Source organism: Nocardioides sp. HDW12B (assembly GCF_011299595.1).
Lineage (GTDB): Bacteria > Actinomycetota > Actinomycetes > Propionibacteriales > Nocardioidaceae > Marmoricola_A.
This window is the reverse complement of sequence record NZ_CP049867.1, coordinates 881,597-899,357: the sequence shown is the minus strand read 5'-3', so window position 1 is coordinate 899,357 and position 17,761 is coordinate 881,597. Positions and strand designations below refer to the sequence as shown.

At 73.0% G+C, this 17,761-nt stretch carries 18 protein-coding genes and 1 other RNA gene; 1 reads left to right on the top strand and 18 read right to left on the bottom strand.

Features of this window, described 5'->3' with window-relative positions; translation table 11 throughout:
- Nucleotides 1-14 precede the first annotated feature (14 nt).
- Complete coding sequence (locus G7072_RS04225; RefSeq protein ID WP_166084388.1) at nucleotides 15-1,019, top strand: hypothetical protein; 1,005 nt, start codon at nucleotides 15-17, stop codon at nucleotides 1,017-1,019.
- 3 nt (nucleotides 1,020-1,022) lie between these two features.
- On the opposite strand, the gene G7072_RS04220 is transcribed toward G7072_RS04225, so the two are convergent.
- The 18 genes from G7072_RS04220 to prfB all read right to left on the bottom strand — a co-directional run bounded on the left by G7072_RS04220 (nucleotide 1,023) and on the right by prfB (nucleotide 17,661).
- A complete protein-coding gene (locus G7072_RS04220; protein ID WP_166084387.1) occupies nucleotides 1,023-1,967 on the bottom strand; it encodes a FlgD immunoglobulin-like domain containing protein in 945 nt (314 codons plus the stop codon).
- 85 nt (nucleotides 1,968-2,052) lie between these two features.
- Nucleotides 2,053-3,189 carry a hypothetical protein gene (locus G7072_RS04215; protein WP_166084386.1) on the bottom strand — a complete coding sequence of 379 codons (1,137 nt, stop codon included), beginning with the start codon at nucleotides 3,187-3,189 and terminating at the stop codon, nucleotides 2,053-2,055.
- Between the two features lie 97 nt (nucleotides 3,190-3,286).
- Nucleotides 3,287-3,655, bottom strand: a transfer-messenger RNA (tmRNA) gene (gene ssrA, locus G7072_RS04210).
- Between the two features lie 82 nt (nucleotides 3,656-3,737).
- Nucleotides 3,738-4,391, bottom strand: coding sequence for a maleylpyruvate isomerase family mycothiol-dependent enzyme (locus G7072_RS04205; protein WP_166084385.1), 654 nt, complete (start codon nucleotides 4,389-4,391; stop codon nucleotides 3,738-3,740).
- Between the two features lie 58 nt (nucleotides 4,392-4,449).
- Nucleotides 4,450-6,273 carry a hypothetical protein gene (locus tag G7072_RS04200; RefSeq protein ID WP_166084384.1) on the bottom strand — a complete coding sequence of 608 codons (1,824 nt, stop codon included), beginning with the start codon at nucleotides 6,271-6,273 and terminating at the stop codon, nucleotides 4,450-4,452.
- Nucleotides 6,274-6,354: 81 nt separating this feature from the next.
- Nucleotides 6,355-6,972, bottom strand: a complete 618-nt coding sequence (locus G7072_RS04195) for a response regulator transcription factor (protein ID WP_206063379.1) — start codon at nucleotides 6,970-6,972, stop codon at nucleotides 6,355-6,357.
- A complete protein-coding gene (locus tag G7072_RS04190) occupies nucleotides 6,966-8,090 on the bottom strand; it encodes a sensor histidine kinase (RefSeq protein ID WP_240917147.1) in 1,125 nt (374 codons plus the stop codon). Before G7072_RS04190 ends, G7072_RS04195 begins: the two co-directional genes overlap by 7 nt.
- On the bottom strand, nucleotides 8,087-8,848 hold the full coding sequence (locus tag G7072_RS04185; protein ID WP_166084381.1) for an ABC transporter permease: 762 nt from the start codon (nucleotides 8,846-8,848) through the stop codon (nucleotides 8,087-8,089). The genes G7072_RS04190 and G7072_RS04185 overlap by 4 nt, the downstream gene beginning before the upstream one ends.
- Complete coding sequence (locus G7072_RS04180) at nucleotides 8,845-9,801, bottom strand: ABC transporter ATP-binding protein (protein WP_206063277.1); 957 nt, start codon at nucleotides 9,799-9,801, stop codon at nucleotides 8,845-8,847. The genes G7072_RS04185 and G7072_RS04180 overlap by 4 nt, the downstream gene beginning before the upstream one ends.
- 81 nt (nucleotides 9,802-9,882) lie before the next feature.
- Nucleotides 9,883-10,428 carry a cysteine dioxygenase family protein gene (locus G7072_RS04175; protein WP_166084379.1) on the bottom strand — a complete coding sequence of 182 codons (546 nt, stop codon included), beginning with the start codon at nucleotides 10,426-10,428 and terminating at the stop codon, nucleotides 9,883-9,885.
- Nucleotides 10,425-11,348 (bottom strand): amidohydrolase family protein, encoded by a 924-nt coding sequence (locus G7072_RS04170; protein WP_240917146.1) that lies wholly within the window; start codon nucleotides 11,346-11,348, stop codon nucleotides 10,425-10,427. The genes G7072_RS04175 and G7072_RS04170 overlap by 4 nt, the downstream gene beginning before the upstream one ends.
- A gap of 81 nt (nucleotides 11,349-11,429) precedes the next feature.
- Complete coding sequence (locus G7072_RS04165) at nucleotides 11,430-11,969, bottom strand: flavin reductase family protein (RefSeq protein WP_166084378.1); 540 nt, start codon at nucleotides 11,967-11,969, stop codon at nucleotides 11,430-11,432.
- Nucleotides 11,970-12,061: 92 nt separating this feature from the next.
- Nucleotides 12,062-12,976, bottom strand: a complete 915-nt coding sequence (locus G7072_RS04160) for an amidohydrolase family protein (protein ID WP_166084377.1) — start codon at nucleotides 12,974-12,976, stop codon at nucleotides 12,062-12,064.
- Nucleotides 12,973-13,449, bottom strand: a complete 477-nt coding sequence (gene smpB / locus G7072_RS04155) for an SsrA-binding protein SmpB (protein ID WP_166084376.1) — start codon at nucleotides 13,447-13,449, stop codon at nucleotides 12,973-12,975. Before smpB ends, G7072_RS04160 begins: the two co-directional genes overlap by 4 nt.
- A gap of 45 nt (nucleotides 13,450-13,494) precedes the next feature.
- Complete coding sequence (locus tag G7072_RS04150; RefSeq protein ID WP_166084375.1) at nucleotides 13,495-14,730, bottom strand: M23 family metallopeptidase; 1,236 nt, start codon at nucleotides 14,728-14,730, stop codon at nucleotides 13,495-13,497.
- 101 nt (nucleotides 14,731-14,831) lie between these two features.
- Nucleotides 14,832-15,752, bottom strand: coding sequence for a permease-like cell division protein FtsX (gene ftsX, locus G7072_RS04145; RefSeq protein WP_166084374.1), 921 nt, complete (start codon nucleotides 15,750-15,752; stop codon nucleotides 14,832-14,834).
- A gap of 22 nt (nucleotides 15,753-15,774) precedes the next feature.
- Nucleotides 15,775-16,464, bottom strand: a complete 690-nt coding sequence (ftsE, locus tag G7072_RS04140) for a cell division ATP-binding protein FtsE (RefSeq protein WP_166084373.1) — start codon at nucleotides 16,462-16,464, stop codon at nucleotides 15,775-15,777.
- A gap of 78 nt (nucleotides 16,465-16,542) precedes the next feature.
- Nucleotides 16,543-17,661, bottom strand: a complete 1,119-nt coding sequence (gene prfB / locus G7072_RS04135) for a peptide chain release factor 2 (RefSeq protein WP_166084372.1) — start codon at nucleotides 17,659-17,661, stop codon at nucleotides 16,543-16,545.
- Nucleotides 17,662-17,761: the final 100 nt, after the last annotated feature.

Below are 17,761 nucleotides of genomic sequence, written 5' to 3'. Positions count from 1 at the left end.
GAGACTAGGTGATCATGCGCCGACGTCCCCTCGTGTCGTTCCTGCTCGTCGTGCTGCTCGTCGTGGCGGTCGTGCAGGGGAAGGCGCTGCTCGGCCACGGCGAGGTGCCCGTCGGTCAGCGGGCCGCACCGCCGAGCGCGCTGGTGTACGCCGTGGGGCGCGAGCTCGTCGTGGACGGCGAGCGTCACACGCTCGAGCGAGAGGCCGACTCGCTGGTGTCGACCGAGGGCGGCATCTACTACCTGTCCTACGCCACGATGTGGCGCTGGTCGCCCGAGGGCGACGAGGAGGTCGCCGACCTGGGCGGTGTCGGCGACCTGAAGGCGACCGCCGACGGGCGCTACCTCGGCTACGTCGACTACGAGCACGGCCCCTGGACGGTGCGCGGGGACCATGTGGCCGAGGTCGTCGTCGTCGACACCGCGTCCGGCGAGACGGTCCTGCGCGACACCACCGGCAACGGCTCGCGCACCGACGACGTCGAGGACGCCTACGCCGAGGTCGCACCGGCGGTGCTGGGCTTCGACGACGACAGGCACGTCTTCACCCGCGGCGGCGTGTCCACCGAAATCGCTCGGGTCGACCTCGACGGCGACCTCGTCGTGGACTGGCAGGACCGCCCGGTCGTCGCCGACGACTCCGCGGGCGGCACCCCCGTCGGCGTCACCGTGGGGGGCGGACGCGCCGAGGTCGACGACTCCGTGCTCGACCGGCTCCCCGGCCGGGCCTCCCCCGACGGCGCGCGGGTGGTCTTCGAGGACGAGGGGGTCGTGTCGTCGGTGGACGCAGCCGGTGGTGTCCCCGAGCGGGTCGTGACGGGCTCGGCGTACGCGAGCGTCGGGGGGTGGCTCGACGACACGACGTTCGTCGTGGTCGCCCGCGACCTCGAGGAGGGCGCGCCCTCCGACACCGCCGCGGTGCTGACGTGCGCGGTCGGCGGCGGGTGCTCGCGCGTCGACGGACCCACCGGGGACGCGGAGCACGCCGTGGTCCTCGGGTTCGGCGGGCTGCCGTCCTGACGATCAGGGAGCCGGCGCGGGCACCAGCACCTGCCAGTCCAGGTCGATGACGAGGTCCTCCAGCACGTAGTCGTCGCCGGTCGAGCCGGAGAAGGAGAAGCGCACCGCCCGCTCCGTGTCCTGGTGGTGGCGCAGGCCGGTGTCGATCCGGACGATCCCGTCGTCGCCCGAGGAGGGGTCGAAGTACCACTCCCAGCCGCTCTCGTCGCCCTGGTCGAGCCAGGTCTCGAGGCCGAGCGCGCCGTAGCCGACCGGGTCGTTGCCGCGTGCCTCCACGGTGACGTGGGGCCGGATGACGGTCGTCGGGGAGCCGAAGCCGGCCGGGTAGTCGCGGAAGCGGTACATCGCCTCCAGCCGCCCGGAGGTGCCGATCGGGCAGTCCTCCGGCTCGACCATGTCGAACCGCACGGCGCCGGCAGGCGTGGCCAGGTGCCGCAGGACCCCGCACTCGCCCCGGACCGAGCGGTAGGCGGTGGCGGGCACGACGTGTCGGCTCGCGCGGGGCGCCAGCTGCCGCCACGACATCCGCACGGAGGTGTACGCCGTGCGCTGCGTCGGTCGTCCGGGGCGGGTCGCGACGGCGCGCACGACGTACCCGCCCGGGTCGACGAGGTCACCGAGGTCGTCGCGGGCGTCCCAGCTGGCGGCGTGGAAGCCCGCCGGCCGTGCGCCGATCGCCACCGTGCGCACGACGGGCGAGGTGGGGTCCTCGCGGACCTGCAGCGAGAGCGTCGACGCCCGGTCGGTGCGGACCGTGAAGCGGGCGAGGTCGCGGTAGCCGTCGACGGGCGGGTAGAACGTCGCGGTCGAGGTCGTGAGCGAGACCCGCACCTCGGCGGCGGCGGCGGTCGCGAGCCCCGCGTGGAGGCCGGCGACGGCGGTCACGAGGGCGGTCAGGAGGGCGGTGACGGCGGTGACGCGCGAGGCGGTGGCGACGTGGTTCCTCATGGCGGGCTCCCCCCGGGGGTGGGCTCCTCCCAGCGTGCGCCGCTGCGTGGCGGCCGGACAGGGACTTCGGCCCCGTCCTCGTGCCTCAGTGGGGCAGGCGGTCCCAGGTGACGCCGCGGTCGTCGCTGACCCAGGCGTCGGCGTGGTCGCTGTGGGTGGCGTGGGCGCGCCCGCCGTCGAACTCGACCACCCAGCCCTCCTCGTCGGTCGGGAGCGGCATCCGGGTCCAGCCCCCGTCGCCGCCGGTGACGTCGACGAGGTAGGGCGCGTCCCCGTAGGTGCTGACGGCGGCGGTGGTGTCGTCGACCGCGGCCAGCCGCGCGTCCCACCAGCCCTCTCCGGGCACGTCGCGGGCGGCGAGGACCTGCCAGGGGCTGCCCGGGGCGGCGTCGGCGTCGCGGACCAGGAGGCCGACGAGCGAGGCGGTCGTGGGGTCGTCACCCTCGGCGGTGAGCGGGAGGGCGATCCGTTCGCCGACGGCGGTGAGGGCGAGGTTGGTGACGATCCGGTCCGGTCGCGAGCGGTACGTCGCCGCCGGCTCCCAGCGGCCGTCGGGGGTGCTGCGCTCGAACGGGACCCGGTCGTTGCGTCCGAGGAGCTGCTGCCAGAGGACCCCGTCGTCGGTCACGGTCCAGCCCTGACGGTCCCGGTCGGCCACCGGGGCGGCCTCGAGGACGGTGCGGTCGGCGGGCCGGTAGAGCCGGGCGGTGCCGTCGTCGAGCGGCACGTCGCCGGCGCGCGCCCGCTGCGGACCGTCTGCTCGTGCGACCTTCTCGCTCGCACCGTCGGCGGCCACGTGCCACAGCGACCCGCCCGGGTTCTCGCGGAGCAGGTAGCCGTCCGGCAGCCCGGTGACGTCGGGGGTCGACGCACCCTCCTCGGTCACCCCGGCACGCTCGGTCGCGATCGCGTCGCCCTCGGCGTCGTAGAGCCGCCACGCGCCCGCCGACCGGCCCTCGCTCGTGCCCTGGTCGACGGTGTAGGTGACGAGCACGGTGTCGCCGGAGGCGGCGGCGTCGACGGCGCGGCCGGCGTCGACGATCTCGTCGGCGCTCGCCGACGGGTCCCGCGCCACGTCGCCCATGCGGTCCGCGTCGAGCCGGTCGCCGGAGGGCGAGGTCGCCTCCGAGCCACCCTCGGCGCCGGCCCCGCAGCCGGTCAGCCCCGCCGCGGTGCACGCAGCCAGCGCGAGCCGGACGGCGTACGTCGTCGTGGAGCGCATGGCTCTCACTGTGCCAGGACGGTGCCAGGGACGGTGGGATGACACAGCGACGCCGCCCCGACCCGAGGGTCGGAGCGGCGTCGCTGCCAGAGGGCTGTCGTGGAGCTGGCGGGAATCGAACCCGCGTCCTTCGGCGCAGTGCCAGGTCTTCTCCGGGTGCAGTCTGTACAACCGTTTTCTCAGCCCCGGTGCTCGTACAGACACGTCACCGACAGGCTCAGTCGAAGTTGAGTCCCGGAGCACGCCTTCGACGCACGTGATCCAGCAAGCCTCCTAGATGAGGCCAGGTTCTGAGGCGGAGGCGCCCTCAGTCTGACCCGTCACTCTGCCGTCAGGCGGCGAGAGCGAACGAACTGCGCTTAGCGTTGGCAGTTATTGGTTTCCAGAGATCGTTAACGAGATAACCCTGGATCCTCGACCCGCTTCCCCTGGAACGAAACGTCCCAAGTCGAAACCGATCAGCCCCTCTTGAGTTGTCAATCCGCGCCGCTCGCGCGAGCACGGCAACGCGGCCATGCTACCTGTCCCAACGGATCATGGCCGACCCCTTATTCCCCGCGGCCCGCCAGACGGCGCTGCAGGGTGTGCAGCCCGGGGCCGTCGAGGTCGACGAGCGCCGCGGGGCGGCCGGCGATGCCGAGCGCGACCGCCTCGCTGGGGCCGACGACCTCCGCACCCTCGCCCCACGACCAGGCCTGGTCGGTGGCGCGGAAGCGCAGGCCGGGGGTGACCCCGCGCGGGGCGTGGCCGATCTGAGCCGCCCGGGTGACCAGGAACGCCAGGACGAGCCGCCAGCTCGTGAGCGGCACGTCGTCGTCGCGCCCCAGCGGCCGGGCGACGTCGCGGAGGTGGATCGCGGTGTCCGCGAGCTGACCGGTGGTGCCGACGACCGGGATCGGCGGGTGGACGTCGGCCTTCTCCCGCAGCACCGCCGTCAGCTCCCCGATCGGACGGTCGGCCAAGCGCGCCACCACGGCCTCCGAGGCCCGGTCCATCGATCCCTTGTGGCGCGCGATCTCGAGCGCGAACCGCAGCGGCGGCACGTCGAGCGGCATCACCAGGTGCGCCGCCATCGCGTGGGCCGTCCAGGCGGGGCACAGCGTCGCGGTGTCCAGCTCGTCGTCGCTGAGGTCGTCGAAGAGGTCCGCCGTGAGCCGACGGTGCTGCGCGGTGGCGTCCTGGAGCTCCTCGCGTGAGGTCATGACACGACCCTGCCACGCGTGGGCACCACGAGCATGACGCTCAGGTGACGGCCGGATGTCACGCGACGCCGAGGGCGCTGTCGAAATCGCGGTCGCGGCCGATCGGGCGGGTGCCGGCGGGGCCGACGTGGAACCAGTGCCCGGTGGGTGTGCGCCACCAGTACGCGCCGCGCTCGGCCCCGACCACCTGCCAGGACCCGAAGGTCTTGACCCGGTGGTGGCGGCGCCCGAGCGGCTGGAGGCTCTCGACGCGGGTCTGCCCCGCGGGCCCCTGGGGCCGGTAGGGGACGACGTGGTCCTGGTCGCACCGCCGCGACGCCGTGGTGGCGTAGGGGAACGGGCTGTAGGGCTGGAGCTCCTCCACGGCCTGGCGCATCGTGGCCGGCACCTCGTAGCGGTCGACCGGTGCGACGCGGTCGGGGTCCAGCACCGGCTGCACCCTGATCCGCATCCGCCCGACCCCGGGACTCGTGCCGCCGTGCTCACCGGTCAGCCAGGACCGGGCCTGCTCCCCCACCATGGGCCCGATCTCCTCGACCCGGACCACTCCGGCGCCGGTGGTCACGGACTCCGTGCTGGCGTGGACGTGCAGGACGCAGGTCGGTGTCAGGCGTGACGCCGCGCGCTCGGCGTTCACCACCACGGCACGCAGCAGGTCGACACCACCGAGCCCTGATGCTGGGTCACTCTCCCCGTCCCGACCTGGCGGGACCGGCGGGTCTTGTCGCTCGGCTGCGGCTGCTGGATCCGGCGGGTCTGGTGGTCGCGATGGTGCGAGCCCCGGAGCCGGATGCAGGTCCAGCTCGAGGGGAAGGTCGTCCGGCCATCGGCTGGTGCCGCAGCCCCGTGGAGCCCGGAGGTCGGTGTCCTGGAGGTCGCGGCGCGTGCAGGCGTGCGGGAGGAAGTCGCCGGAGGAGTCGCGCATCCAGCCGATCCACTCCTCGGGGTGCCCGACGAAGCGACCGTCCGAACGCTCCCCCGCCGCCGCGGCCCGCCGCTCCGCCACCAGGTCGACGCTGCCTGTCTCCGACACAGTCTCGTCGGCGGGCTCCGTGGCGTCGCCGGTCTCGGCGGCCGGGTCGAGGTGATCCAGCGCGGCCGAGGTGAGCAGGTGGAGGGCCTCGGCGGGGTTGGCCAGGACGCGCAGCGCCGTGGCACGACGTACCTCGACGGGGTCGGTGTCACCGCGGTCGGACAGGATCGCCGCGATCCGGTCGATGACGGCGACGAGCACGGTCACGTCGCCGGCGCGGGCCCGGGCGACGAGGGTGCGCAGTCCGTGCTCGTCGGTCTGTCCGGCCCGTACGAAGCGGGCCAGCTCGGCGGCCCTGGCCCGCTCCTCGGCGGCGGCCGGGTCGGCGGCGATGATCGTCGCCCTGACCAGCGCCAGGTAGCGACCGGGCGGCAGCGTCTCCACGTAGGGCGTCGTCCGGTCGTCCACCCAGTGCGCCTGCTCCTGGGTCAGCTGCGCCGAGGTGCACAGCCGGCCGGCGCGGATCGCCAGCCACACCCGCACCCGGCCCTCGCGGATGCCTCGCCACAGGCCCGGGTGACGGTGCCGCAGCGTCACCGCGTCGACGAGCAGCTCCTCGCCCGACCCGGTCGTGCGACCCAGCAGCGCGGCGAGCTCCACGCCAGCGAACTCGCTCATCTCCGGGCAGCCGTCGCCACCGAGCTGCTTGGTGCCCTCGGCCCCGGGCGCCGGGGACCCCGGAAGCAGGTCGAGGCAGTCGCTGACGAACTCGGGGGCGTGCAGGTCGGCCCAGTGGGCCGCGAGGTAGAGCTGCTCGGCCTCCACCGCCAGGACCCGCCGCCGGACCTCGGCCAGGGCGTCCGAAGCCGCGACCCGGTCCAGGTCGTCCAAGGCTTCGTGATCGAACATGTATTCGATTGTATACGCCAGGCCCGACGGATCAAGAGGAACGCGCCGCCTGGGGAGAACCCTGCCCGGAACCGGACCCCGTCAGAGCCAGCCGCGGTCCTGCGCCGCTCGCGCCGCCTCGACCCGCGTGGTCGTCCCGGTCTTGCGGATCGCGGCGGACAGGTGGTTGCGGACCGTGCCCGGCGACAGGAACAGCCGCGAGGCCATCTGGGCCACCGGCGTGCCCTCGACCGCCAGCCGCAGCAGCTCGGCCTCGCGCTCGGTGAGCGGGCTGCGCCCGCCCAGCAGCGTCTCGGTGGCCAGGGCGGGGTCGACCACGCGGTGACCGGCGGCGACGCGGCGTACGGCGTCGGCCAGCTGGTCCCCCGGGATGTCCTTGACGACGAAGCCGGTGGCGCCGGCGTCGAGGGCACGCGTCAGGTAGCCGGGACGTCCGAAGGTCGTCACCATGAGCACGCGTACGTCGCTGAAGCGTGCGGTCACCGCCCGGCACGCCGCGATCCCGTCGAGACCCGGCATCTCGATGTCGAGCAGGCACACGTCGGGGGCGTGCTGCGCGACGGCGGCCTCCACCTCGTCACCGCGGGTCACCCGCACCACGACGGACAGGTCCGGCTCAAGGTCGAGCAGCGTCGCCAGGGCGTCGCGGACCAGCACCTGGTCGTCGGCCAGCAGGACGCGGATCGGCTCGCTCACCAGGTCACCTCCAGGCAGGTCCCGGCGCCGGACCCGCCGCTGCTCAGGCGGAGCAGGCCACCGGTGTCCTCGACCCGCTCCCGCAGCCCCCGCAGGCCGTTGCCCTCGCGGGATCCGTCGAGCCCGCGCCCGTCGTCGCGCACCACCAGCGCCTCCGGGGCCAGCACCACCTCGCAGCGCCGCGCGCCGCTGTGGCGCACCACGTTCGTCACGGCCTCCCGCAGCACCCAGGCCACGACGGTGCGGTAGCGCGGGTCGACGACCAGCTCGTCGTCGGGCACCACCGGCTCCACCCCGGCACCGAGCAGCGCGGTCCGCGCCGCCACCAGCTCGTCGGCCAGCCGCGCGGCGCGCAGTCCCCCGACCGTCGCCCGGATCTCGCCGAGGGCCTGGCGGCTCAGACGCTGGATGTCCTCCAGCTCGGAGCGAGCACGCTCCGGGTCGACCTCGAGCAGGCGGGCAGCGAGGTCGGCCTTCACCGACACCACGGTCAGGCTGTGGCCCAGCACGTCGTGGACGTCGCGCGCCAGGCGCTCGCGCTCGGCGCTGACCGCGAGCCCGTCGCGCACCTCGACGTACTGCTCGCTCTGCTGCTCCAGGAAGCGGCCCGCCCCGGTGCCGAGCGTGACCGCGACGAGGATGAAGCCGAAGGACACCCACTCCGCCGCGTCCTGGGTGAGCGCGAGGCCGACGAGGGACGCCACCAGCACCGTGCCGGTGAACCACCAGTTCCACGGCAGGGGCAGGCCGAACATCGCGAACGACTGGATGAAGGGCAGGAAGGAGAGCGCACCCGCGCCGAGCACCGGCGCCGTCGAAACTGTCAGGAGGACAAGAACGGCGAGCACGACGTAGGACTCGGGCACGCCGCCCACCGGTCGGCTCCGGCCGCTCGAGAGCCGGTGGGTCGAGACCGCGTAGACACCCCCGAACCCGACGGTCAGCGCCACCACCCACCAGCGCCCGACCGGCGGGACGTCGGCCTCGAAGGCCGCGATGAGGGGGAACGCCAGGAACACCATCCACGGCGCCCACATCACCCAGCCGAAGCGCGCCCAGGGGTCGTCCCGCTCGCCCGGCGCCGCTGCGTCGGGCGGCGCGGGGGGCGGGCTCTGCGTCACCCCCGGCTCCGCCCGCGGCGCACCAGCCAGGTCGCCACCAGCGCCAGGATCAGGGTCCATGCGAGAACGTTAGCCACCGGGACCCACAGCGCCTCCTGGACCAGGTCCCCCGTGCTGCCGTCGAGCACCGCCCCCTCGGTGACCGGGTAGCGAGCCAGGGCGACGTAGCCGTACAGCGGGGTGAACTTCGCGATGGCGAGCAAAGTGCCCGACAGCGGGAAGAAGATGTTGCCCAGGAAGCCGAGGATGACGATCGACCCGCCGGCCGCGCTGAGCGCCGCCTCCGAGCGGAACCGCAGGCCGAAGCACAGCCCGTAGAGCGCGAAGACGACCGCCCCGACCAGCAGCACCGTGAAGCTGATGACCCAGGCGCCGAACGACGCCCGCGCCCCGGTCAGCGCACCCAGCCCGTAGACCACGGCCAGCGGCACGGCGGCGACCACGACCGCCAGCGCCGTCTTCGTCGCGACGTACGACGCGTCGCTCAGCGGGGTGAGCCCGAGCTGCCGGCCCCACCCCTGGAGCCGCTCGGTGGCGGCCCGGCCGCCGATCCCGACGGTCGCGGACACGGCGCCGTAGGCCGCCATCGCGATCATGATGAACATCGCGACGTTGCCGTTGCCGACGGTGCCGTCGGCGTACTCCTGCGCGGCCCCGAAGATCAGGTAGAAGAAGCCCGGCAGCAGCGCGATGAAGAACAGGCTCGCGCGGTCGCGCACGAAGCGGCGCAGCTCGAGGGCGAGGATGGTGGGGTTCACGAGGCCTCCTCGGTGGTACGGCGGACGGGCCGGTCGCCGTGGGTGAGGTGCACGAAGGCGTCCTCGAGCGACCCGCTGGTGATCTCGACCTGGTGGCCGCCCAGCTCGGTGAGCAGCAGGCGCGCCACGGCGTCGGAGTCGGAGGAGCGCACGCTCACCCGGTCGCCGTCCACCGCGACCGCGGCGACCGCGGGGTGGGCGCGGAGCCGTTCCAGGGCGATGACGTCCAGGAGGTCGCAGGTGACGGTGCGTCCCGTGGCCCGCGCGCGGACCTCCTCGACGCTGCCGTCCGCGATGACCCGGCCGTCGGTCATCACCACGATCCGCTGGGCGAAGGAGTCGGCCTCCTCCAGGTAGTGGGTGGCGAAGACGACGGTGCGCCCGCGGGCCGCCTCGGCGTGCATCACGGACCAGAACTCGCGGCGGGCGTTGACGTCCATCCCGGCGGTCGGCTCGTCGAGGACCAGCAGGTCGGGGTCCGGCAGCAGTGCCAGGGCGAAGCGCAGCCGCTGCTGCTCGCCACCGCTGCACTTGGCGACCAGTCGGTCGGCGAGCCGCGTGACGCCGGCCCGCTCGAGCACCTCGTCGACCGAGGCCGTGTCGCGGCCGGTCGCGGTGAAGGTTGAGGCGATGAAGCGCACGGTCTCGCGCACCGTCAGGTCGCCGAGCAGCCCTCCGGTCTGGAGCACCGCCGACACGCGTCCGGCTCGGACCGCCTCGCGGGCGCCGCCGCCCAGCACGGTCACGCTGCCGCTCGTGGGCTGCGTGAGGCCGAGCACCACGTCGAGCGTGGTGGTCTTGCCGGCGCCGTTCGGGCCGAGCAGGGCGACCACCTCGCCGGGCCGGACGGTCAGGTCCACCCCGTCGACGGCCGTGACCTCGCCGTCGCGGGTCGCGAACGTGCGCCGCAGCCCGCGCAGCTCGATGGCCGCTGCGCTCCTCCTGATCGACATGTCCGTCACCATGTCCCCCAGCCTCACGCCCCGGCGCCCGGAGCGGATGAGCCGCGTGTCAGGAGTTCGTCATGACACCTGTCACGTCTCGATCGGCCGCAGCTCGTCGGCGTACGACACCGAGTGGCGGTGCAGGCGACCGTCGGCGGTCACGGCGTACTGCCCCATCCGCCACAGCGGCGGGCTGTAGGCGTGCACCGAGACCGATCCGGACACCGCGCAGGTCAGTCGGTGGATGTGGTCGGGGCCGAAGCTGAACACGTGCCCGCCGTCGACGAAGGTCTCGATCGTCTCCGTGCCGACCGCGAGGTTGTGCTCGACCAGCGTGCCGTCGACGACCGCGACGGCGCCCGAGGAGACGTCGTGGTCGTGGAAGCCGGTGTCGTTCTCCGGGGTCCAGCAGAGCAGCCAGATGTCCACGTGGGAGTCGCGGTGCAGCGAGACGTAGACGCGGTTGTCGTCGTCGAAGGCCAGGTGGTGTCGCCACCGGGCGGGGTCGCGCGCGATGGTGGAGGCCAGGGCCCGCAGCTCGTCCTGGTCGAGGTCACGACCGGGCAACGCGTCGAGATCCAGGCAGCCGGTGAGCCCGGTCGCTGCGCGGGCGGGTACGTCGATGACGGTGGTCATGCCACTCCTTCCAGGGTGGGTACGCCGAGACGGGCGCCGAGCGCGCGTCGCGGGTTGTCGACGCGGACCAGCCGGGTGGCTGCGTCGTCGAGCAGGTGAGCCAGGGGCTCGGCGTAGGGACGGTCGCTGCCGAGCACCAGGCCGTCGAGGCCCAGGGCCCGGATCAGGCCGTCGAGGGCCTGCGGGCCGTAGGACGAGGTGTCGACGTACACGTCGGGGTCGACCGTGGTGGTGCGTCCGCCGCGGGCGGCGAGCCGCTCGTGCTGCAGCGGCGCGAGGCCGGCGCCGGCGACGAAGACGATCCGCAGGCGGGGGAAGTGGGCGCGGCCGTCCAGCGCGTGCCAGGCCCACCAGGCCGCCTGGAGCTGGGCGGTGTAGTCGACGACGGGCGCCCACCAGTCGGGCCGGGTGCCGGAGCTCGCCGGGCTGGGGCCGGGGTGGACCAGCACGGCCCGGTCGGTCTCCTCGGCGATCCGGAGCACCTCGCCGGCCGCCAGCCAGCCGTCCGGGTCGGCCAGGGAGGTGGCGGGCAGCTGGAGCCCGACGAACGGGCCCTCGAGCATCGTGCGCACCCCGTCGAGGTCGGGCTCGAGGCTCCCGACCGAGGCCCAGGGCGCGAAGTGGCCCGGCAGGAGCACCGCACCGGCGTGCCAGGCGTCGAGCAGCGGCTGGGCCTCGTCGGGCGGCAGGTCCTCGATGCCCAGCGGCGCGGAGAGGCTGACACAGGCCAGCTCGATGCCGTCGGCCTCGTCGAGCGCGATGCGGCGCGCGACGTCGTGGTCGGCGGGCCGCAGCTCGGTCGCGGGCTCGCCGGCGGTGGTGAGCGTCCAGCCCCGGAGGTACGGCGCGTGCGTGCGGTCGCGCAGCGCCTCCACCAGCGGCGCGGGCCACAGGTGCTGATGAAGGTCGATCACCGTCATGCCGCCCTCCTCATTGTCGCCTTAGTCGATAGACTTTAGCGCATATCGGTGGGCCGGATGGCTGTCGACTGCGTGTCGAGACTACGCGCTCTCGCTGAGACGGCCGAAGCCGCTGCGGTGGAAGACCAGCGGCTGCGAGGTGTCGGTGCGCTCGACGCCGTGCAGGAGCAGCAGCACGATGGTGTGGTCGCCGGCCTCGACCTCGCGGTAGATCGTGCAGTCGAAGCGGGCCAGCCCCTCGTCGAGGGTCACGGCACCGTTGTCCGCGGAGGTCGTCGGGACGTCGTCGAAGCGGTGCTCGACCGGACCCGCCAGGCGCCGGCACACCTCGTCGTGGTGGTCGGCCAGGACGGTCAGGCCCAGGTGCGGCGCCCGCCGCAGGTCGGGCCAGGTCCGCGAGGTGTTGGCGACGGAGAACGACACGAGCGGCGGGTCGAGGCTCACCGAGGTGAAAGAGCTCGCCGCCATGCCCGTACGGCGACCGTCGACCTCGGCCGCGACCGCCACCACCCCGCTGGGGAAGACCCCGAAAGCCTCACGCAGCTGGACCGGGTCGAGGTCCTGGTTGGTGGAGAGCGCGCCACGAGGGGCTCCGTCGCGACCCTGTTCTTTGTCAACCATGTCAGTCAGGTTAGTGGATACATGTCCTCGCGACCGGCTCGCGGACGGCCTGCGGACCTCGGAACCCGCGACGGGGGCCTCGGCAGGACCTGTCACGCGTGCCCGGCGGGCGACGGCTCGCCGAACAGGCGCACCCCGTTGTCCCAGCACACGGCTCGCAGCCAGTCGTCCCCCAGGCCCAGCCGCTCCAACGCCTCGAGCTGGTGGGCGTAGGGGTAGGGCAGGGTCGGGAAGTCCGAGCCCAGCAGCACCACGTCGGGCCGGTCCCCCAGCTCGGCGAGCAGGTCGGGCGGGAAGGCGCCGCCCTCGGAGAAGAAGTCGGTGAAGACCATCGCGGTGTCGACGAAGCACCGCTCGTGGTCCAGGGCCAGCCGCACGAACTCGGCGTACTCCGGGGCGCCGGCGTGCGCGACCACCGCGCACAGCCGCGGGTGGCGGGCGAGCACCTCGCGCAGCGGTCCCGGGCCCGTGAAGGGCGTGGCGACCGGGCCGGACCCCGCGTGGATCACGACGGGGGTGCCGACCTCGGCGAGCAGGCCCCAGGTGGCGTCGAGCAGCGGGTCGCGCAGGTCGATGGCGCCGACCTGGACGTGGACCTTGAAGACCTCGACCCCGGCTTCGACCCGGCGGCCGACGTAGTCCTCGACCCCGTCCTCGGGGAAGAACGTGCCCGAGCGCAGGCACTCCGGCACCCGGTCGGCGAAGTCGGCAGCCCAGTCGTTGAGGAACTCGGCCATCCCCGGCCGGTGGGCGTAGGACAGCGCCGAGAAGCGGCGTACGCCGAGCGCGCGCAGCTGGGCGATCCGCTCCTGCTCGCTGCCGCGGTAGCGGATCGGCCACTCCCGCCCGATCAGCGGGCCCGCCTCGTCGAACTGCGCCCAGACCTTCTCCTGCACGCGCGGCGGCAGGAAGTGGACGTGGACGTCGACCAGCCCGGGCAGGCCGAGGCGCTGCCACCAGGCCGGGACGTCGGCGTCCGCGAGCGGCGGCTCAGCGGCCAGGCTCACCCCATGCCCTTGAACTTGCGACCCACCGCGATCTCGGCCTCGCGCTTGGCGGTGCGCTCGGCGATGGCGTTGCGCTTGTCGTAGCTCTTGCGGCCCTTGCCCAGGCCGATCTCGACCTTGGCGCGGCCGTCCTTGAAGTACATCGACAGCGGGACCAGCGAGTAGCCCTTCTCGCGGATCTTCGCCTCGATCTTGTCGATCTCGACGCGGTTGAGCAGCAGCTTGCGGCGTCGGCGGACCTCGTGGTTGGTCCAGGTTCCCTGCGTGTACGTCGGGATGTGGACGGCGTGCAGGAAGACCTCGCCGTTCTCGATGTCGCAGAAGCCGTCGACCAGCGAGGCGCGACCGGCCCGCAGCGTCTTCACCTCGGTGCCCTGCAGCACGATGCCGGCCTCGTAGGTGTCCTCGATGGCGTAGTCGTGCCGCGCCTTCTTGTTCTGCGCGATGAGGCTGCGCCCCTTCTCCTTTGCCATGGCCCCATTCTCTCAGGCCACGCCACCTGTTTGCTCCCGCGCGGGTCAGAACCAGTTCAGCGGGTTCACGGCCGTGCCGTTGTTGAGCACCGTGTAGTGCAGGTGGCACCCGGTCGACCACCCGGTGTCGCCGACGTAGCCGACGACCTCGCCGCGCTCGACCCGCTCCCCCGCCGAGACGGCGAAGGACGAGAGGTGGTTGGAGATGGTGGCGACCCCGACACCGCGCTGGACGCCGTGGTCGATGATCACTCGGTTGCCGTAGGCGGTCTGGAAGTACGTCGACAGCACGCGGCCCGGCGCCGCGGCGCGGACCGGCGCTCCGCAGCCCGCCCCGAAGTCGACCCCGTCGTGGAAGGACCGGTAGCCCCAGATCGGGTGGGTGCGCCAGCCGTAGTCGCTGCTCATCCAGCCGCTGACCGGGAGGTCGAGGAAGCCGTCGCTGCTGCCGGCGGCGCGGGCCTGGGCCCGCTTCGTCGCCGCGGCGCGGGCCAGGATCAGCCGCTCGATGCGGTCTCGCTCGGCCTGCAGCCGGGACAGCTCGCGCAGGTCGGCCTGCTTGGCCGCGACCGCGGTCGCGCGGGCCGAGCGCCGGGCACCGACGAGGTCGGCCACCTCGGCGGTCGCGACCCGGGCCGCCTCCTCGAGGCGGGTCTTCTCGACGAGGTTGGCGGCCGCCTCGGTCCGACGGGCCTCGACCTCGACCTGCACCTGCTCGGTCTCCTCCTCGCGCACGGCGAGCATCACCCGTGCGGCCTCGACCTGGTCGAGCACGGCGGCCTCGACGTTGGCAACGGTGCTGTTGGTGTTCATCTGGCCGGTGAGCTGGGCCGGGTCCTGGGTGGTGAGCACCATCGACAGCCCGAGCAGCTCGGGGTCGCCCTGCTGGTAGCTGGCCACCACCACGCGGCGCAGCTCGCCCTCCTGCTCCGCGACGTCCTGCCGGCCCTGCTCGAGGGCCGCTCGGGCGCGGACCAGCCGCGCCTCGGCAGCCTCCAGCCGCTCCTGCATCGCGGCGTCGCGCTCCTCGGCGGCGGTCAGGTCCGCCTGCGTCGCGGCCAGCCTCTCGCGCGCGGCTGTCAGCGCCGCCTGCGAGCGCAGCAGGGCCCGGGTGGCCTCGGCCAGCTCGGACGAGGACTCGCCCAGGTGCCGGTCGGCCTGCTTGAGACGCTGCTGGACCTCGGCCTTGCGGTCGTCGAGGTCCGCCGCGCCGGCGGTCGGCAGCAGCGCGGAGATCAGGCCCGCGACGAGCGCGAGCAGCAGACCCGTGACGAGCAGCACGGGCCGGGTGGGAGGGGCGGACGGGGTGGCGCGGGGGAAGGAGCGAACCACAGTGACCTCACGAGAAACATTGTTGTCGGCTCGACCGTAACCGACGCCTCTCACACCTTGAGGTATTTGCGGGTCAGCAGGAGAGTCGGGACCAACGTCAGGGCCAGCCCGACGGCCGCGATGGCGTAGACCGCCGTCACCCCGTCGTTCCAGTCCACCCACGCCACGATGTTGGAGTTGGGCCGCAGCAGGCGGTAGACGACGAAGTAGAGGAACCCGGCGACCGCGCCCGTCGCCAGGGCGATGCCCAGGACCGCGGCGACCAGCGCCTCGAGCAGGAACGGCAGCTGGATGTAGAGGCTCGAGGCGCCGACCAGCCGCATGATGCCGATCTCGCGCCGCCGCGCCATCGCGGCGAGGCGGATGGTGTTCGCCACCTGCAGCAGCGCCGCCACCAGCAGCAGCCCGGCGATGCCGATGGCCCCCCACTTGAAGGCGCTGATCCAGAAGTAGATGGGCTGCAGCACCTGCCGCAGGTCACGGACCGAGCTGACGCCGCCGAGCGCGCCCACGTCGTCGGTGACGGTGCTGAACTCGCGCGGGTCCTTCAGCGTCACCCAGAACGACTCCGCGAGGTCGTCGGGCTCGATCGCCTCGAACACCTGCTGCTGCGTCTCCTCGCCCGTGGAGTAGACGTCCTTCCACTTGGCGTAGGCCTGGTCGCTGGTCTCGAACCGGAACGACTCCACCTCGGGGCTGGCGGCGAGCGCACGGCGTACGTCGGCGCGCTGCTCGGGCGTGGCCCGGCCGTCGATGCAGCCGGCCCCCGGGGAGTTGTCGGTGCAGAGGAAGACCGTGACCTGGAGCCGGTCACCCCAGAACTGCTCGGCCTTGTCTGCCTGGGCGTTGAGCAGCAGCCCGAGGCCCACCAGGGTCAGCGACACGAAGAGGGTGACGACGACGGCGACGGTCATGGAGAGGTTGCGCCTCAGACCGCTCCCCAGCTCGGTCAGCACGTAGGTCAGCTGCACGGTGGCTCCTGCGCTCGGGTGGTCAGTGTTGGTAGCCGTAGACGCCGCGGGCCTGGTCGCGCACCACGTGTCCGGCCTCGAGCTCGATGACGCGCTTGCGCATCTGGTCGACGACGCCGAAGTCGTGGGTCGCCATCACCACCGTCGTGCCCGTGCGGTTGATCCGGTCGAGCAGCTTCATGATGCCGACCGACGTGTTCGGGTCGAGGTTGCCCGTCGGCTCGTCGGCGATGAGGATGCGCGGGCGGTTGACGAAGGCGCGCGCGATCGCGACCCGCTGCTGCTCGCCGCCGGAGAGCTCGTCGGGCATGCGGTCGCCCTTGCCCTCCAGGCCCACCATCTCGAGCACCACCGGGACGTGCTGGCGGATGGTCGCGCGCGGCGTGCCGATGACCTGCAGGGCGAAGGCGACGTTCTCGCGGACGGTCTTGTTCGGCAGCAGCCGGAAGTCCTGGAAGACGGTGCCGATCTGGCGGCGGTGGGCCGGGACGCGCCAGCTGCGCATCTTGGCCAGGTCACGGCCCGCGACGACGATCCGGCCGCTGGTCGGTCCGGACTCGCGCAGCACCAGGCGCAGGAACGTCGACTTCCCCGAGCCCGAGGCGCCCACCAGGAAGACGAACTCGCCCTCGGAGACGTGCACCGTCGCGCCCTCCAGGGCGGCACGCTGCTGCCCCGGATAGGCCATGGAGACGCTGTCGAAGGTGATCACAACGTCTCGGAGTCTAGGTTCGCCGCCCGCCCGATCCCGGGACCTCGATCCCGGGTGTGTTGCCCCGACCGACCGGGCTCAGCCCGCCTCGACCTTGTCGGCGCCGCGGCGCCAGCGGATGCCGGCCTCGAGGAAGCCGTCGATGTCGCCGTCGAAGACCGCGCCGGGGTTGCCGACCTCGTACTCGGTCCGCAGGTCCTTGACCATCTGGTAGGGGTGCAGGACGTAGGAGCGCATCTGGTCACCCCAGGAGCCCTGGACGTCGCCGCGCAGCTCGTCGAGGTGGGCCTTCTCCTCCTCGCGCTTGCGGGCGAGGAGCTTGGCCTTGAGGATCACCATCGCCGAGGCCTTGTTCTGCAGCTGCGACTTCTCGTTCTGGCAGGACACGACGATGCCGGTGGGGATGTGGGTCAGGCGGACCGCCGAGTCGGTGGTGTTGACGCTCTGCCCGCCGGGGCCGCTCGAGCGGTAGACGTCGATGCGGACCTCCTCCTCGGGCAGCTCGATGTGGTCGGTCTGCTCGAGCACCGGCACCACCTCGACGGCGGCGAACGAGGTCTGGCGGCGGCCCTGGTTGTCGTAGGGGCTGATCCGGACCAGCCGGTGGGTGCCGGACTCGACCGAGAGCGTGCCGTAGCCGTAGGGCGCGTGGATGGCGAAGGTCGTCGACTTGATGCCGGCCTCCTCCGCGTACGACGTGTCGTAGACGTCGACGGCGTACTTGTTGCGCTCGGCCCAGCGGGTGTACATCCGCATGAGCATCTCGGCGAAGTCGGCCGCGTCGACGCCGCCGGCGCCCGACCGGATCGTCACCAGGGCCTCGCGGGCGTCGTACTCCCCCGCCAGCAGGGTGCGGACCTCGAGGACGTCGACGGACTTGGTGATGCGGTCGAGGTCCTTCTCGGCCTCGGCGAGCGCCTCGGCGTCGCCCTCCTCGCGGGAGAGCTCGACCATGACCTCGACGTCGTCGAGGCGGGCCGAGAGGCCGGTGAAGCGCTCCAGCTCACCCTGGAGGGTCGACAGTCGGCCGGTCACGCGCTGGGCGTTGGCCTGATCGTCCCACAGGTCCGGCGCCGCGACCTGCTCTCCGAGCTCGGCGATCTCCCGGCGCATCTTGTCGACGTCGAGCACCTGCTCGATGGTGTGCATCGTCGCGCGCAGGTGCTTGATACGGGTCTCGAGGTCAGGGGCAGCCACAATCGCCCAGGCTACCCCGTCGGTGGGGGCCCTCCTGACCGCGCTCACCCCGACCCGGCCAGACAGGTACTTAGGTCCCTGCCGACAAGAAAGCAACAGG

Bases quoted from the DNA above. Each gene is read 5' to 3' on its own strand.
- G7072_RS04225 (WP_166084388.1), top strand. From the start codon at position 15: ATGCGCCGACGTCCCCTCGTGTCGTTCCTGCTCGTCGTGCTGCTCGTC.
- G7072_RS04220 (WP_166084387.1), bottom strand. From the start codon at position 1,967: ATGAGGAACCACGTCGCCACCGCCTCGCGCGTCACCGCCGTCACCGCC.
- G7072_RS04215 (WP_166084386.1), bottom strand. From the start codon at position 3,189: ATGCGCTCCACGACGACGTACGCCGTCCGGCTCGCGCTGGCTGCGTGC.
- G7072_RS04205 (WP_166084385.1), bottom strand. From the start codon at position 4,391: ATGACCTCACGCGAGGAGCTCCAGGACGCCACCGCGCAGCACCGTCGG.
- G7072_RS04200 (WP_166084384.1), bottom strand. From the start codon at position 6,273: ATGTTCGATCACGAAGCCTTGGACGACCTGGACCGGGTCGCGGCTTCG.
- G7072_RS04180 (WP_206063277.1), bottom strand. From the start codon at position 9,801: ATGTCGATCAGGAGGAGCGCAGCGGCCATCGAGCTGCGCGGGCTGCGG.
- G7072_RS04175 (WP_166084379.1), bottom strand. From the start codon at position 10,428: ATGACCACCGTCATCGACGTACCCGCCCGCGCAGCGACCGGGCTCACC.
- G7072_RS04170 (WP_240917146.1), bottom strand. From the start codon at position 11,348: ATGACGGTGATCGACCTTCATCAGCACCTGTGGCCCGCGCCGCTGGTG.
- G7072_RS04165 (WP_166084378.1), bottom strand. From the start codon at position 11,969: ATGGTTGACAAAGAACAGGGTCGCGACGGAGCCCCTCGTGGCGCGCTC.
- smpB (WP_166084376.1), bottom strand. From the start codon at position 13,449: ATGGCAAAGGAGAAGGGGCGCAGCCTCATCGCGCAGAACAAGAAGGCG.